Here is a 14,264-nt window from a genome sequence, read left to right on the forward strand (position 1 = left end):
TATCGGTCGGGGTTGGCTAATATGGCATACCAAAAGGTGTCCGCAGGAGCGACGCACTGCCGCTCCCACAGGCGATACCGTCAGTGACAGCAGCCGCTGCCATTGGCCAGGTCCTTGAGGATCGGGCAGTCCGGGCGGTCATCGCCCTGGCAGTGGGCCACCAGCTCACCGAGGGTGTCGCGCAGGCTCACCAGTTCCTCGATGCGCTGGTTCAGCGCGTCGATATGCTGCATGGCCAGGGCTTTCACGTCGGCGCTGGCGCGCTGGCGGTCCTGCCACAGGGTCAGCAGCTTGGCGACTTCGTCCAGGGAGAAGCCCAGGTCCCGCGAGCGCTTGATGAACGCAAGGCTGTGCAGGTCTTCCTGCTGGTACAGGCGATAGCCGCTTTCGCTGCGCGTGGCGGGGCGCAACAGACCGATGGACTCGTAGTAACGGATCATCTTGGCGCTGAGCCCGCTACGGCGGGCGGCCTGGCCGATGTTCATGGCGCCTCCTGGTCGATGGCGGTGGGTTTCCAGGTTTTCAGCCACAGGGCGTTGCTGACCACGCTGACGCTGGACAGGGCCATGGCGGCGCCGGCCAGTACCGGGTTGAGGTAACCAAGTGCGGCCAGGGGGATGCCGACCAGGTTGTAGATGAAGGCCCAGAACAGGTTCTGGCGGATCTTCGCATAGGTCTTGCGGCTGATGTCCAATGCCGCGGGCACCAGGCGCGGATCGCCGCGCATCAGGGTTATGCCGGCGGCCTGCATGGCCACGTCGGTGCCGCCGCCCATGGCGATGCCGATATCGGCGGCGGCCAGTGCCGGGGCGTCGTTGATGCCGTCGCCGACCATGGCCACCACGCCTTGCTGCTTGAGCGCGGCGACTGTAGCCGCCTTGTCCGCTGGCAGCACTTCGGCATGCACGTCATCGATGCCCAGGGCGTCGGCCACCACTTTGGCGCTGCCACGGTTGTCGCCCGTCAGCAGGTGGCTGCTGATGCCACGGGCATGCAGCGCGTCGATGGCCGCGCCGGCGCCGGGCTTGAGGCTGTCGCCGAAGGCGAACAGGCCGAGTACGCGAGGGTGCTGGCCGCGTTCGATCAACCAGGACAGCGTGCGGCCCTCGGCTTCCCAGGCCTGCGCACTGTCGGCCAGGTCACCCGGCGGCAGACCGTTTTCGTCGAGCAGGCGACGGTTGCCCAGGGCCAGTTCACGGCCATCCACCTGGCCGGCGATGCCGCGACCGGTGAGGGACTGGCTGTCGGCAACCTGTGGCACGTGCAGGCCTTGTTCGGCGCAGGCGTCGAGTACCGCTTTGGCCAAGGGGTGCTCACTGCCGCGTTGCAGGGCGCCGGCCAGGCGCAGCAACTCGTCGTTGTCGCCGCTGCTGGCTTGGCTGTGGACGATGCGCGGGCTGCCCGAGGTGAGCGTGCCGGTCTTGTCGAACACCACGCTGTTCACCGCATGGGCACGCTCCAGTGCTTCGGCGTCCTTGATCAGGATGCCGTGACGGGCGGCGACGCCGGTGCCGGCCATGATCGCGGCGGGCGTGGCCAGGCCGAGGGCGCATGGGCAGGCGATCACCAGCACGGCGACGGCGTTGATCAGGGCGGTTTCCAGCGGCGCGCCGGCCAGCCACCAGCCGACCAGGGTGATCAGCGCCAGCACCAGTACTGCTGGCACGAACACCTGGCTGACCCGGTCGACCAGCTTCTGGATGGGCGCCTTGGCCGCCTGGGCGTCCTCGACCAGGCGGATGATGCGCGCGAGCACGGTCTCGGTGCCCAGGGCCAGGGTTTTTACCAGCAGCCGGCCTTCGCCGTTGATGGCCCCACCGGTTACCGAGTCGCCAGGCGCCTTGGACACAGGCAGGCTTTCACCGCTGATCAACGCCTCATCGGCATGGCTGCTGCCTTCGAGTACTTCACCATCGACCGGGAAGCGCTCGCCGGGTTTGACCAATACCAGGTCGCCCAGGCGCAGCTGACTGATCGCCACATCTTCCTCGCGCCCTTCGATGACTCGCACCGCCCGTTCCGGGCGCAGCGCCTCCAGCGCCCGGATGGCGCTGGCGGTCTGGCGCTTGGCGCGGCTTTCCAGGTACTTGCCCAGCAGCACCAGGGCGATGACCACCGCCGAAGCTTCGAAATACAGGTGCGGTTCCATGCCGTCATGGGCGTTGGCCCATTGGTGCAGGCTCAGGCCGTAGCCGGCGCTGGTGCCCAGGGCGACCAGCAGGTCCATGTTGCCGGCACCGGCGCGCACGGCCTTCCAGGCGGCGACGTAGAAGCGTGCGCCGAGGATGAACTGCACCGGCGTGGCCAGCAGGAACTGCGCCCAGGCCGGCAGCATCCAGTGCACACCGAAGGGTTGCGCCAGCATCGGCAATACCAATGGCAGGGCCAGCAGCAGGGCGGCGCCGACCGCCAGGCGTTCGTTGCGCAGGCGGCGTTGGGCTTGGGCCTGGTCATCGTCGGCGGTGCGCGGCAGGCTGGCGCTGTAGCCGGCCTTTTCCACCGCGGCGATCAACACGCCGTCATCGACGGCCTGCAAAACTTCGAGGTGGGCGCGTTCGCTGGCCAGGTTGACGCTGACCTGCTCGACCCCCGGCAGCTTGCCGAGGGCGCGTTCGACACGGCCGGCGCAGCTGGCGCAGGTCATGCCGCCGATCTGCAGTTCGAGGGTGCGGGTGGGGACGCTGTAACCGGCGTCGCGCACCGCGCCGACCAATGCCGGCAGGCTGTCGGCCGGCGCCTGTACCCGGGCCTGCTCGGTGGCCAGGTTGACGCTGACATGTTCGGTGCCGGTGACCTTGCGCAGGGCGCGCTCGACCCGACCTGCGCAACTGGCGCAGGTCATGCCGCTGATCGGCAGGTCGAAGGTGGTGGATGCGGGCATGGCTCTCTCCTCCGTGGATAGGCCTTCAGCATCAACCTTGCCATGCGGGCAAGGTCAATAGCCCAGGTTGGCTTGCCTCAATTCCAGGCCCTTGTGCCCTGTGGCGATGCGGTACTTCTTGATCTGCCCCGCCTGCAACGTCAGGCGCGTGCTGCGCTGGTCTTCGATACCCGGGGCGCAACCGGGCATCTGCCCGGGGAGCAGGCGCAAGCGTACGTCGACCGGGCCCGGTGGCAGGTTGAACGAGGTCGATTGCTCCTGGAACAGCCGGCCGGCCAACTGATCGTTGAGGTAGATACCGATCTCGCAACTGCTGGCCACTTCCAAGCGTTCCCGGGAAATCATCAGCACGCTGTAGTCCGAGTTGCCTTCGGCGCTGGCCGGTGGCACCACGGCCAGCGCGCCCAGCAGTCCGACTAGGCTCATTGCTGCCCTGATCATGAAGAATCTCCTGCTTGCCAAAATCGTCAAAGGCGCAGCTTGGCCGAGCCGCGCAAGGATTTCCAGCCCGGCCGTTTGACGCGGAACTTGACCTTGCCCCGATGGCAAGGCTGAAAGTAGACAAAACCCACAAGGAGGCAACCCCTATGCAAGTGTTCAATGTACAAGGCATGACCTGTGGCCATTGCGTGAAAGGCGTGACCCGTGCGGTGCAGGAGCAGGACGCCGCGGCGCGGGTGGAAGTGGACCTGGCGGCGAAGCAGGTGCGGGTGGACAGTGCGCTGGCGGCGGATCAGATCCTGGCGGCGATTCGTGAAGAGGGGTATCAGGCCGAGGTGGCCTGAACGGCTGGATTGTCCAGCTAAAGCATTTCTGTAGAAGCGGGCTGCCTGGGCAAGCCCGCGGCTACAGAAATACAGGCCAATTATTGCAAAGGTTTTCAACGCCCGATGATCCAGTGCAGGTAGACTAAACGACTTGCTTAGCCTGCTATGGATTCTCCATGAACCTGCGAACCTTGCTGATTCTCGGCGCCCTCAGTGCGTTCGGGCCTTTGGCGATCGACTTCTATCTGCCCGCCTTCCCGGCCATGGCGCATGCCTTCGCCACCGACGAAAAGCATGTGCAGGCGACCCTGGCCGCCTACTTCCTCGGCCTGTCCCTGGGGCAGCTTGCCTATGGGCCAGTGGCCGACCGATTCGGCCGGCGCATCCCGCTACTGTTCGGGGTCGGCTTGTTCACCGTGGCCTCCCTGGCCTGCGCCTACGCCCCCAACCTCGACAGCCTGATCGTGGCGCGCTTCGTCCAGGCCCTGGGCGGCTGCGCCGGCATGGTGCTGTCGCGGGCGATCGTCAGCGACAAGTGCGACGCGGTGGCCTCAGCCAAGGTGTTCTCGCAATTGATGCTGGTGATGGGCTTGGCACCGATCCTCGCGCCGATGCTCGGTGGCGTGCTGGTCAACGTGTCCGGTTGGCAGTCGATCTTCCTCGCCCTGAGCCTGTTCAGCGCGGCCTGCCTGGTGGCCGTCGGCCTGGGGCTGCCAGAGAGCTTGCCGGCCCATGTGCCGCGCCAGCCTCTGTCGGGCGCGCTGCGCCAGTACCTGCGGCTGTTCGGTGACCGGGTGTTTGTCGGTCATGCGTTGACCGGTGGTATCGCCATCGCCGGGATGTTTGCCTACATCGCCGGTTCACCGTTCGTGTTCATCAAGTTATATGGGGTGCCCGCCGAGCACTATGGCTGGCTGTTCGGCACCAACGCCGCAGGCTTCATCCTGATGGCCCAGGTCAATGCGCGCCTGCTGGCCAAGCGTGGCCCGGCGTTCCTGCTGGCGCGGGCAGTGTGGCTGTACCTGGTGGCGGCGCTGGCGCTGCTGATGGTCGCGGCGCTGCGCCCAGCGCAGTTGTGGCCGTTGCTGGTGCCGTTGTTCATATGCATCGCCAGCCTTGGTTGCATCATCCCCAACGCCTCGGCCTGCGCCATGAGCGGGCAGGGCGCGCGGGCCGGCAGCGCCTCGGCGCTGATGGGCTGTCTGCAGTTCAGCGTCGCCGCGGGCGCGGCAGCGCTGGTCGGGGTGCTGCACGATGGCAGCGCGGTGCCCATGGCGCTGGTGATCAGCCTGTGCGGCGCACTGGTGGTCAGTGTCGCAGTGCTGACCCGGCGCTTGCAGGCCAGCCGGCCTGCGTGAGGGTGTGGGGCGCGCTCAGGCGCGCCTCCAGCAGGGCGACGAACGAGCGTGCCTCGGCCTCGCTACGGAAACTCACCACATGCTGGTCGAGCTGGACCTGCCAGGGGCAGGCGGGATTTCGGTTCGACGCACTGATGACAATCTTCATCGCGATCCACCTCCAGTGAGCGGGAGCGGATCTAGTGTAGCGCCGCTCCCGGCGCTCACCATGACCGTCAGTCACTCCCCTGACTGACGGTCATGGTGGCTTGAAGTAAGGCCACCTTCTGTTTTGCGCAGCGGAAGTTTTCACTGTGTATGTCGGACTTTTCGAGCCTGGTGATAGCGGCTGTCAGCTACGTTCCTGGCGCAGCCACAGTAGAACGGGGGCATAAGCCACTTCTGCGGCGCGGCGCGCTGACAAACGCACCTTTGCGGACGTTGCGCGGGGGACCAACGCCCACTCGGTCCGTGCATGCATGCCGCGAGGCGAGCCACCTCCAGCGGCTTATACTGCCTCCGGCGCCCAATGCCAGCGTGAGATCCTTCCTGGCCTGGCGCTGACCATCCGGCACACGAACCATCCCGTGCTTGCCCGCACAGGCGGCAGGGCGTCGGCGCTTATCGCCGCCAGACGAGTTACATCAGGGAGCTTCAGTTTCATGACCGCAGTCCGCAGCATCAGTCAGGTTGCCAGCCTGATGGCCGATCCCAAGCGCAGCGCCATGTTGTGGGCGTTGATCGATGGCACCCCGCGTGCGGCGGACGAGCTTGCCGTGATCACCGGCCTGAGCACTTCCTCGGCTTGCGCGCACCTGTCGCTGTTGTCCAGTGCCGGCTTGCTCAGGCACGAAACGCGTGGGCGCAAACGCTTTTTCCGCCTGGCAACGCCGGAGGTCGGCACCGCAGTGGAGGCCCTTGCCAGCGTCCAGTTGGCCAGCCGCTCCGTGGGTGGGCAGGGCTCTTCGCTGCAAATCCCTCTGTCGATGCGCAAGGCGCGCTTGTGCGGTGATCATCTGGGCGGCGAGGTGGCTGCCGCGCTCCTGCATCGCCTGCATGTGGCCGGTTGGTTGGAGGGCAGCGAACAGCACCTGGTCGTGAGCCAGGAGGGCAAGGGGCAACTGGAGGCGATGGGGGTGTTCATCGACGCGCTGGCCGCCGCCGACCGGCGTGGCTGTGTGATCTGCCACTGCAGCAAGTGGAACGATCAGGGTCCGCACCTCGGCGGTTGCCTGGGCCAAGCGTTGCTCAGGCTGTTCACCCAGTCGGGCTGGGTGCGTGAGCAGGAGGGCAGCCGGGCGGTGCACCTTACACCGCTCGGCCAACAGCAGATCAACGCGATCGCCTGCCTACCCTCGCGCCAGGTCGGTTAGCGCACCAGGCGTGCGTCCAGGCTGTTCTGCGCCAGGCGGCGTGCCTGCTCCTGGGTCATGCCCAGATGCTCGTGCAGGGCATGGAAGTTCTCGGTGACGTAGCCGCCGAAGTAGGCCGGGTCATCGGAGTTGACCGTGACCTTCACGCCACGCTCGAGCATGTCGAGGATGTTGTGCTGGCTCATGTGGTCGAACACGCACAGTTTGGTGTTGGACAACGGGCAGACGGTCAACGGGATCTGCTCGTCGATGATGCGCTGCATCAGGCGTTCGTCCTCGATGGCGCGCACGCCGTGGTCGATACGCTGGATCTTCAGCAGGTCGAGCGCCTCCCAGATGTATTCGGGCGGGCCTTCCTCGCCGGCATGGGCCACGGTCAAAAAGCCTTCGCTGCGGGCGCGGTCGAAGACGCGCTGGAACTTGCTGGGCGGATGGCCTTTTTCCGAGCTGTCCAGGCCTACGGCGACGAATGCGTCGCGGAAGGGCAGGGCCTGGTCGAGGGTTTGCTGCGCCTCGTCCTCGCTCAGGTGGCGCAGGAAGCTGAGGATCAAACCACTGGAGATGCCAAGCTGTTCACGGCCATCCTTGAGTGCCTGGCTGATGCCATTGAGCACCACCTCGAACGGGATGCCCCGGTCGGTGTGGGTCTGCGGGTCGAAGAACGGCTCGGTGTGGATAACGTTCTGCGCCTTGCAGCGTTGCAGGTAGGCCCAGGTCAGGTCGTAGAAATCCTGCTCGGTACGCAGGACGCCGGCGCCCTGGTAATAGAGGTCGAGGAATTCCTGCAGGTTGTTGAAGGCATAGGCGCCGCGCAGGGTTTCGACATCGGCCCAGGGCAGCGCGACCTTGTTGCGTTCGGCCAGGGCGAACAGCAGTTCGGGCTCCAGCGAGCCCTCCAGGTGCATGTGCAGTTCCGCCTTGGGCAAGGCGTTCAGCCAGTCATACATGTGTGCAATCTCGATCAGGTACGGTTGGCCGCCATTCTACAGGGCCTGGCCGGGCAATGCGCCCATCCAGGCCTGTCACGCAGTGAATCACCAGGTGAGCGGCTCGCCCTTGTAGTTGATGAAACGCAGGCCGCCGTTGCCGCTCTGCGCCTTGATCTGCTCGAGCATGCCACGGGTGCTGGTGAGCACGTCGATCTCGGCATTCTCGCCGCCCATGTCGGTCTTCACCCAGCCCGGATGCATGGCCAGCACGGCAAGGTCGGCGCGCTGCAACTCGACCACGAAGCTGTTGATCATCGAGTTGAGGGCAGCTTTGCTGGCCTTGTACAGGCAGATCTCGCCGCCGTCGGGGATGGTCACGCTACCCAGGATCGAGCTCATGAAGGCCAGCACGCCGCTGCCTTGACGCACCTGGCTGGCCAGGCGCCGGGCCACACGGATCGGCGCCACGGCGTTGGTCATGAACAGCTCGCCGATCTGCTGCACCTGCACGCTTTCAAGGTCCTGCGGCAGCGGGCCCATGACTCCGGCGTTGACGAACACCAGGTCGAACACTTCACCTTGCAGGCGCTGCTTGAGCCCGTCGAGTTGGACGGTATCGTTCATCTCCAGGCGCTCGATACGTACACCGGAAACCTCGCGCAGAGCGCCTGGCTGTTGCGGGTCGCGCACGGTGGCGACGACATTCCAGCCATCTTCGCGCAAGCGTTGCACCAGCCCGAGGCCAAGGCCTCGGGAGGCGCCGATGATCAGGGCATTCTTGTTTGCGGTCATTGCGATACTCCATATCAAAGGCGGGGCGAGCGCTGTTGTGCATAGGTTCGCTCGCCGCGCGACAACGGGGTGATTGCCCTCCACCGGGAAAGGCCTGGGTGACGAGCATAAACCAGGTACCTGGCGCTCGCCTTGTGGAGGCTGATCAAAAAACGATCGATTGCCTGGAAAGCCTGTGGGGGCTGGGCCTGGCGCTGTAGTTCACGGGTTATCCACAAGCCGCTCCACAGTAATTGTGTGCAAGCGCAGCGGGCTAGAAAATGGCGGTTTGGGGGCGAGCTTACATTGAATGCTGGGGATAACTCACAGTCTTTCAGTCACTTGTGCCGGTGTCACACAAATGTGATCAAAATATGCTCAATGCTTCGCAGGCCTTGTCGCACAAGGCCTGTATCAGCTTGCCCCAAGCTTATCCACAGGCAGGCCCACAGTAGTTGTGGGCAACGCTCACTCTCTTTCCAGCAGGATGCGACCGCGGCTCAGGTCGGCGAGTTGTTGCTGCAGTAGGTTGAGGTGGCTTTCACCCAGGGCGATGCGCAGGTCGACGCCGTTGGCGGTGAACTGCTCGTCCAGCACCACGCCGTCCACCTCAGCCAGGCGTAGCTTGAGCAGCGCCAGTTCGCTGAAGGTGCAGCTGCAACTGAACGCGCTGCGCTGCACCAGCACACGCTTGGGTGCCTGCTGCAGGCATTTGTTGGCGCCGCCGCCGTAGGCCCGGGCCAGGCCACCGGTGCCCAGCTGGATGCCGCCATACCAGCGGATCACCAGCACCACCACCTGGTCGCAGTCCTGGGCTTCGATGGCGGCTAGGATCGGTCGCCCGGCCGTGCCGCCCGGTTCGCCGTCATCGCTGCTGCGGTACTGGGCGCCGAGCTTCCAGGCCCAGCAGTTGTGGGTGGCCGCCAGGTCGCTGTGGCGTTCGATGAAGGCCATGGCCTCGGCGGGGCTGCCGATCGGGCCGGCGAGGGTGATGAAACGGCTCTTGCGGATTTCTTCGCGCAATTCGCAGAGCTCGAGCAGGGTAGAAGGCATAAGTCCGGGTCAGGCGGGCGTGCTGATGCCGCAGCCTTTGAGAATGATGTGGATAAGATTGTTGCTGGCGTCTTCCATGTCCTGTTTGGTCAGGCGGCTGCGGCCGGTGACCTGGCAGATTTGGGTGGCGAAGTCGGCGTAGTGCTGGGTGCTGCCCCAGAGCAGGAAGATCAGGTGCACCGGATCTACCCGGTCCATCTTGCCGGCGTCCATCCAGGCCTGGAACACCGCGGCGCGGCCACGGAACCATTCCCGGTAGTCGGCGCTGAAGTACTCGCTCAGGCACTCGCCGCCGCTGATCACTTCCATGGCGAAGATTCGCGAGGCCTGCGGGTTGCGCCGGGAGAACTCCATCTTGGTGCGAATGTACTGGCTGAGCGCCTCGGCCGGGTCGTCCTCCACGCTCAGGGCGTTGAAGGTGCTGTCCCACAGTTCGATGATGTTGCTCAGCACCGCGATGTACAGGCCCAGCTTGTTGGTGAAGTAATAATGCAGGTTGGCCTTGGGCAACCCGGCCTTGAGCGCGATGGTGTTCATGCTCGTGCCCTTGTAGCCGTGGCGGGCGAACTCGTCCTCGGCGGCCTGGATGATGGCCTGTTCGTTCTTCTGGCGAATGCGGCCGGCGGGCTTGCCCGAGGCGGGGGAGCGATGCGCAGGGACTTCTAGGGTCATGGACGATTCCGGGCGGGTCGTTACGGATGTCGGACAGATTACCTGCCTGTGCCGAAGTGACAAGCATTAGCGTCAGGGACAGGCATCAGCGTGTCGCAGCCAGGCTCTCGAGGAAGCTTTCCAGCACCAGGTTTGGTCGTCGTCCCTTGCGCGTTACCCAGCTCAGGCCCAGGTCATAGAAGCGCTGGGCGGGCTTCAGCGCCCGCAGGCGCCCTTGCTGCACCCAGAAGCTGGCGTAGTGGTCGGGCAAATAGCCGATATAGCGGCCCGTCAGGATCAGGAAGGCCATGCCTTCGCGGTCCGAGGCGCTGGCGGTACAGTGCAGGGCCTGGTAGTGCGCCTGGATGTCGGCGGGCAGGCGGAAGGTCGGGGCGATAGCGTCCTGGGCGTTGAGGCGATCGTCATCGATCTGCTGGTCTTCGGCGTAGAACAGCGGATGGCCGACCGCGCAATAAAGCAGCGAGCGCTCGCTGTACAGCGGTTGGTATTCAAGACCTGACAACGGACTGGTCTGCGGTACCACGCCCACGTGCAGGCTGCCGTCGAGCACGCCTTGCTCGACCTGGCTGGGGGCGATCATGCGGATCTGGATACGCACGTCGGGGCCGCGGTCCTTGAGTTCGGCAAGGGCGTGGGTGATGCGCATGTGTGGCAGGGTGACCAGGTTGTCGGTGAGACCAATGTTCAGCTCGCCGCGCAGGTGCTGGTGCAGGCCATTGACCTCGGTGCGGAACGTCTCCAGGGCGCTGAGGAGTTGCAGCGCCGAGTGGTAGACCTCGCGACCTTCCTCGGTCAGCGAAAAACCTGCCCGGCCACGTTGACACAGGCGCAGGCCCAAGCGCTGTTCAAGGTCATTCATCTGCTGGCTGATGGCCGAACGGCCGATGCCCAGGACGTTTTCCGCCGCTGAAAAGCCGCCGCACTCGACCACACTGCGGTAGATCTTCAATAGGCGAATGTCGAAATCGCTGACCTGCGCGAGGGGATCGGGACGTCGGCTCATTAGTTTAGTTATCCGCTGACTGAAGGTTAGAAAAGCTGGGTTTTTCGAACTTTATCGCCGTGACAACTTAGCTGCAACAACACCCATCGTTGCCTAATCGTCTTTCGAGGAACCGCCCGATGAACATGCCCGAATCCGCTCAAGCCGGTCTGGCCAGCCAGCTCAAGCTGGATGCCCACTGGATGCCGTACACCGCCAACCGCAACTTCCAGCGCGACCCGCGGCTGATCGTGGCGGCCGAAGGCAACTACCTGGTCGACGACAAGGGCCGCAAGGTGTTCGACGCCTTGTCGGGCCTGTGGACCTGCGGCGCCGGGCATACTCGCAAAGAGATCAGCGAAGCGGTGGCCCGTCAGGTCGCCACCCTCGACTACTCGCCGGCCTTCCAGTTCGGCCACCCGTTGTCGTTCCAGCTGGCTGAGAAGATCGCCAACCTGGTGCCGGGCGACCTGAACCACGTGTTCTTCACCAACTCCGGCTCCGAGTGCGCCGACACCGCGCTGAAAATGGTGCGTGCCTACTGGCGCCTGAAAGGCCAGGCCACCAAGACCAAGATCATCGGCCGTGCCCGTGGCTATCACGGGGTGAACATCGCCGGCACCAGCCTGGGTGGCGTCAACGGTAACCGCAAGCTGTTCGGTCAGTTGCTGGACGTCGACCATCTGCCCCACACCGTGCTGCCGGGCAACGTGTTCAGCAAGGGCATGCCGGAAGAGGGCGGTATCGCCCTGGCCGACGAGATGCTCAAGCTGATCGAGCTGCATGACGCCTCGAACATCGCCGCGGTCATTGTCGAACCGCTGGCTGGTTCCGCCGGTGTGCTGCCGCCGCCGAAGGGCTACCTCAAGCGCCTGCGCGAGATCTGCAGCCAGCACAACATCCTGCTGATCTTCGATGAAGTGATCACCGGCTTCGGCCGCATGGGCGCCATGACCGGTGCCGAAGCCTTCGGCGTGACCCCGGACCTGATGTGCATCGCCAAGCAGGTCACCAACGGCGCCATCCCGATGGGCGCGGTGATCGCCACCGGCGAGATCTACCAGACCTTCATGAACCAGCCGACCCCTGAGTACGCGGTGGAATTCCCCCACGGCTACACCTACTCGGCGCACCCGGTCGCCTGCGCCGCCGGCATCGCCGCGCTGGACCTGCTGCAGAAGGAAAACCTGGTGCAGTCCGCAGCCGAGCTGGCGCCGCACTTCGAAAAGCTGCTGCATGGCGTCAAAGGCACCAAGAACGTCGTCGATATCCGCAACTACGGCCTGGCCGGCGCGATCCAGATTGCCGCGCGCGATGGCGATGCCATCGTTCGTCCGTACGAGGCGGCCATGAAGCTGTGGCAAGCCGGCTTCTATGTACGCTTCGGTGGCGACACCCTGCAGTTCGGGCCGACCTTCAACACCCAGCCTCAAGAGCTGGATCGTCTGTTCGACGCCGTGGGCGAAGCCCTGAACAAGGTCGACTGATTTTCCGATTCTGACGTCGGGCGCGTGAGTGGCACGCGCCTGTCTCTACCTTCTTTATCTGGAGTTATGCATGAGCATTGTTCAGCACCTGATCCACGGCGAACTGGTCAGCAAGGGCGAGCGCACCGCCGATGTCTTCAACCCGTCGACCGGCCAGGCCGTGCGCAAGGTCGAGCTGGCCAGCCGCGCCACTATCCAGCAGGCCATCGATTCGGCCAAGGCCGCCTTCCCGGCCTGGCGCAATACCCCACCGGCCAAGCGCGCCCAGGTGATGTTCCGCTTCAAGCAGCTGCTTGAGCAGAACGAAGCGAAAATCTCGCAGATGATCAGCGAGGAACACGGCAAGACCGTGGAGGACGCTGCGGGCGAGCTCAAGCGTGGCATCGAGAACGTCGAGTTCGCCTGCGCCGCCCCGGAGCTGCTCAAGGGCGAGTACAGCCGCAACGTCGGCCCGAACATCGACGCCTGGTCCGATTTCCAGCCGCTGGGCATCGTCGCCGGTATCACGCCGTTCAACTTCCCGGCCATGGTGCCGCTGTGGATGTACCCGCTGGCCATCGCCTGCGGCAACGCATTCATTCTCAAACCGTCCGAGCGTGACCCGAGCTCGACCCTGTACATCGCCCAGCTGCTGCTGGAAGCCGGCCTGCCGAAGGGCATCCTCAACGTGGTGCACGGCGACAAGGAAGCGGTCGACGCACTGATCGAGGCGCCAGAGGTCAAGGCCCTGAGCTTTGTCGGCTCGACCCCGATCGCTGAATACATCTATGCCGAAGGCACCAAGCGCGGCAAGCGCGTGCAGGCCTTGGGCGGTGCGAAGAACCATGCGGTGCTGATGCCCGACGCCGATCTGGATAACGCGGTCAGCGCGCTGATGGGCGCTGCCTATGGTTCTTGCGGCGAGCGCTGCATGGCCATTTCGGTGGCGGTGTGTGTCGGCGACCAGGTGGCCGATGCGCTGATCGCCAAGCTGGAGCCGCAGATCAAGGCGCTGAAGATCGGTGCCGGTACGTCCTGCGGCCTCGACATGGGCCCGCTGGTGACCGCGGCCGCCCGTGACAAGGTTGTGGGTTACATTGACGACGGCGTCGCCGCTGGCGCCAAGCTGGTGGTCGATGGGCGCGGTTTCCGTGTGGCCGGTAACGAAGATGGCTATTTCGTCGGTGGCACCTTGTTCGACAAGGTAACCCCCGAAATGCGTATCTATAAGGAAGAGATTTTCGGGCCGGTGCTGTGCGTGGTGCGGGTGAACAGCCTGGAGCAAGCCATGCAGTTGATCAACGAGCATGAGTACGGCAACGGTACCTGCATCTTCACCCGTGACGGTGAGGCGGCGCGGCTGTTCTGCGATGAGATCGAAGTGGGCATGGTCGGCGTCAACGTGCCGCTGCCGGTGCCGGTGGCGTATCACAGCTTCGGTGGCTGGAAGCGTTCGCTGTTTGGTGATCTGCATGCCTATGGTCCGGACGGTGTGCGTTTCTATACCCGTCGCAAGGCGATCACCCAGCGTTGGCCGCAGCGGGCCAGCCATGAGGCGTCGCAGTTTGCCTTCCCTAGCTTGTAAGGCGCAGGGATGAAAGCGGGGCGGCCGAGAGGCCGCCCCGCTTAGTTTTGAGGTTTTGCTTTATATAACTGAAATAAAGGTTGACGGGGTTTCAGATCCTCTTATAATGCGCCCCACTTCCAGCGACATCGGAACGAAAAATTCCTTGAATATCAATGAGTTGATCGATCAAGAGGGTTGCGGAGGTGCTTCGATCGCCAGATCGGCAGCGGTGAAAAAGGCAGTTGACAGCAGGTTGTAACGCTGTATGATTCGCCTCCCGCTACGAGAGATCGCAGCGAGTCAAGTGTTTGAAGTTGAACGGGTTTCTCGCAAAATACTTCAAAATAAACGCTTGACAGCCAATGAGGAAAGCGTAGAATGCGCGCCTCGGCTGAGACGAAACGCTCTTAGCCAAACGCTCTTTAACAAATTGAATCAAGCAATTCGTGTGGGTGCTTGTGAGTAT

General features: G+C 64.3%; 15 protein-coding genes. 6 read left to right on the forward strand and 9 right to left on the reverse strand.

Annotated features, from left to right (window positions below; all coding sequences use genetic code 11):
- Positions 1–80: 80 nt before the first annotated feature.
- Genes cueR through BMY03_RS24675 form a run of 3 tightly spaced genes read right to left on the reverse strand, consistent with a single transcriptional unit; the run spans position 81 to position 3,322 of the window.
- The gene (gene cueR / locus BMY03_RS24665; protein ID WP_023631307.1) at positions 81–485 is read right to left on the reverse strand and encodes a Cu(I)-responsive transcriptional regulator; all 405 of its coding nucleotides are present in this window, start codon (positions 483–485) and stop codon (positions 81–83) included.
- Entirely contained in the window at positions 482–2,881 is a 2,400-nt protein-coding gene (locus tag BMY03_RS24670) for a heavy metal translocating P-type ATPase (RefSeq protein ID WP_094012507.1), read from the reverse strand. Before BMY03_RS24670 ends, cueR begins: the two co-directional genes overlap by 4 nt.
- Positions 2,882–2,935: 54 nt before the next feature.
- Positions 2,936–3,322, reverse strand: coding sequence for a hypothetical protein (locus BMY03_RS24675; protein WP_023632214.1), 387 nt, complete (start codon positions 3,320–3,322; stop codon positions 2,936–2,938).
- A gap of 146 nt (positions 3,323–3,468) precedes the next feature.
- On the opposite strand from BMY03_RS24675, the gene BMY03_RS24680 reads away from it, so the two are divergent.
- A complete protein-coding gene (locus tag BMY03_RS24680; protein WP_023632213.1) occupies positions 3,469–3,666 on the forward strand; it encodes a heavy-metal-associated domain-containing protein in 198 nt (65 codons plus the stop codon).
- A gap of 158 nt (positions 3,667–3,824) precedes the next feature.
- Positions 3,825–5,006 (forward strand): multidrug effflux MFS transporter, encoded by a 1,182-nt coding sequence (locus tag BMY03_RS24685; protein WP_094012508.1) that lies wholly within the window; start codon positions 3,825–3,827, stop codon positions 5,004–5,006.
- Here the strand turns inward: BMY03_RS24685 and BMY03_RS24690 are convergent.
- The gene (locus BMY03_RS24690) at positions 4,957–5,154 is read right to left on the reverse strand and encodes a hypothetical protein (protein WP_094012509.1); all 198 of its coding nucleotides are present in this window, start codon (positions 5,152–5,154) and stop codon (positions 4,957–4,959) included. The two genes, BMY03_RS24685 and BMY03_RS24690, sit on opposite strands and share 50 nt — an antisense overlap.
- Before the next feature lie 493 nt (positions 5,155–5,647).
- Here BMY03_RS24690 and BMY03_RS24695 point away from each other — a divergent pair, with 493 nt between their 5' ends.
- Complete coding sequence (locus BMY03_RS24695; protein ID WP_023630783.1) at positions 5,648–6,358, forward strand: ArsR/SmtB family transcription factor; 711 nt, start codon at positions 5,648–5,650, stop codon at positions 6,356–6,358.
- Here BMY03_RS24695 and BMY03_RS24700 read toward each other — a convergent pair.
- From BMY03_RS24700 to BMY03_RS24720, 5 genes are all read right to left on the reverse strand, one after another.
- On the reverse strand, positions 6,355–7,305 hold the full coding sequence (locus BMY03_RS24700) for an adenosine deaminase (RefSeq protein WP_094012510.1): 951 nt from the start codon (positions 7,303–7,305) through the stop codon (positions 6,355–6,357). The genes BMY03_RS24695 and BMY03_RS24700 overlap by 4 nt on opposite strands.
- A gap of 87 nt (positions 7,306–7,392) precedes the next feature.
- Entirely contained in the window at positions 7,393–8,079 is a 687-nt protein-coding gene (locus BMY03_RS24705; protein ID WP_094012511.1) for an SDR family oxidoreductase, read from the reverse strand.
- A 447-nt stretch (positions 8,080–8,526) separates the two neighbouring features.
- Positions 8,527–9,111, reverse strand: coding sequence for an IMPACT family protein (locus tag BMY03_RS24710; protein ID WP_038706821.1), 585 nt, complete (start codon positions 9,109–9,111; stop codon positions 8,527–8,529).
- A gap of 9 nt (positions 9,112–9,120) precedes the next feature.
- Positions 9,121–9,783: a TetR/AcrR family transcriptional regulator gene (locus BMY03_RS24715; RefSeq protein WP_023629633.1), complete on the reverse strand. Its 663-nt coding sequence runs from the start codon at positions 9,781–9,783 to the stop codon at positions 9,121–9,123.
- A gap of 85 nt (positions 9,784–9,868) precedes the next feature.
- A complete protein-coding gene (locus BMY03_RS24720) occupies positions 9,869–10,786 on the reverse strand; it encodes a LysR family transcriptional regulator (RefSeq protein ID WP_023629634.1) in 918 nt (305 codons plus the stop codon).
- Positions 10,787–10,905: 119 nt separating this feature from the next.
- Between BMY03_RS24720 and aptA the strand changes: the two genes are divergently transcribed.
- From aptA to BMY03_RS26485, 3 genes are all read left to right on the forward strand, one after another.
- Complete coding sequence (gene aptA / locus BMY03_RS24725; protein ID WP_023629635.1) at positions 10,906–12,252, forward strand: omega-aminotransferase AptA; 1,347 nt, start codon at positions 10,906–10,908, stop codon at positions 12,250–12,252.
- A 70-nt stretch (positions 12,253–12,322) separates the two neighbouring features.
- Positions 12,323–13,816 carry a CoA-acylating methylmalonate-semialdehyde dehydrogenase gene (locus BMY03_RS24730; RefSeq protein WP_023629636.1) on the forward strand — a complete coding sequence of 498 codons (1,494 nt, stop codon included), beginning with the start codon at positions 12,323–12,325 and terminating at the stop codon, positions 13,814–13,816.
- Positions 13,817–14,063: 247 nt separating this feature from the next.
- Positions 14,064–14,264, forward strand: a 201-nt coding sequence (locus tag BMY03_RS26485) for a hypothetical protein (RefSeq protein WP_218146028.1), incomplete at its 3' end; no start/stop codon positions are given.

Origin of the sequence: Pseudomonas soli (assembly GCF_900110655.1) — a bacterium.
Classification (GTDB): Bacteria; Pseudomonadota; Gammaproteobacteria; order Pseudomonadales; family Pseudomonadaceae; genus Aquipseudomonas; species Aquipseudomonas soli.

Excerpts from the sequence above, each read along its gene's own strand:
- BMY03_RS24695 (WP_023630783.1), top strand. The coding sequence starts at position 5,648 with ATGACCGCAGTCCGCAGCATCAGTCAGGTTGCCAGCCTGATGGCCGAT.
- BMY03_RS24675 (WP_023632214.1), bottom strand. The coding sequence starts at position 3,322 with ATGATCAGGGCAGCAATGAGCCTAGTCGGACTGCTGGGCGCGCTGGCC.
- BMY03_RS24720 (WP_023629634.1), bottom strand. The coding sequence starts at position 10,786 with ATGAGCCGACGTCCCGATCCCCTCGCGCAGGTCAGCGATTTCGACATT.
- BMY03_RS24670 (WP_094012507.1), bottom strand. The coding sequence starts at position 2,881 with ATGCCCGCATCCACCACCTTCGACCTGCCGATCAGCGGCATGACCTGC.
- cueR (WP_023631307.1), bottom strand. The coding sequence starts at position 485 with ATGAACATCGGCCAGGCCGCCCGCCGTAGCGGGCTCAGCGCCAAGATG.
- BMY03_RS24705 (WP_094012511.1), bottom strand. The coding sequence starts at position 8,079 with ATGACCGCAAACAAGAATGCCCTGATCATCGGCGCCTCCCGAGGCCTT.
- BMY03_RS24730 (WP_023629636.1), top strand. The coding sequence starts at position 12,323 with ATGAGCATTGTTCAGCACCTGATCCACGGCGAACTGGTCAGCAAGGGC.
- BMY03_RS24715 (WP_023629633.1), bottom strand. The coding sequence starts at position 9,783 with ATGACCCTAGAAGTCCCTGCGCATCGCTCCCCCGCCTCGGGCAAGCCC.
- BMY03_RS24685 (WP_094012508.1), top strand. The coding sequence starts at position 3,825 with ATGAACCTGCGAACCTTGCTGATTCTCGGCGCCCTCAGTGCGTTCGGG.
- BMY03_RS24680 (WP_023632213.1), top strand. The coding sequence starts at position 3,469 with ATGCAAGTGTTCAATGTACAAGGCATGACCTGTGGCCATTGCGTGAAA.
- BMY03_RS24700 (WP_094012510.1), bottom strand. The coding sequence starts at position 7,305 with ATGTATGACTGGCTGAACGCCTTGCCCAAGGCGGAACTGCACATGCAC.
- BMY03_RS24690 (WP_094012509.1), bottom strand. The coding sequence starts at position 5,154 with ATGAAGATTGTCATCAGTGCGTCGAACCGAAATCCCGCCTGCCCCTGG.
- BMY03_RS24710 (WP_038706821.1), bottom strand. The coding sequence starts at position 9,111 with ATGCCTTCTACCCTGCTCGAGCTCTGCGAATTGCGCGAAGAAATCCGC.
- aptA (WP_023629635.1), top strand. The coding sequence starts at position 10,906 with ATGAACATGCCCGAATCCGCTCAAGCCGGTCTGGCCAGCCAGCTCAAG.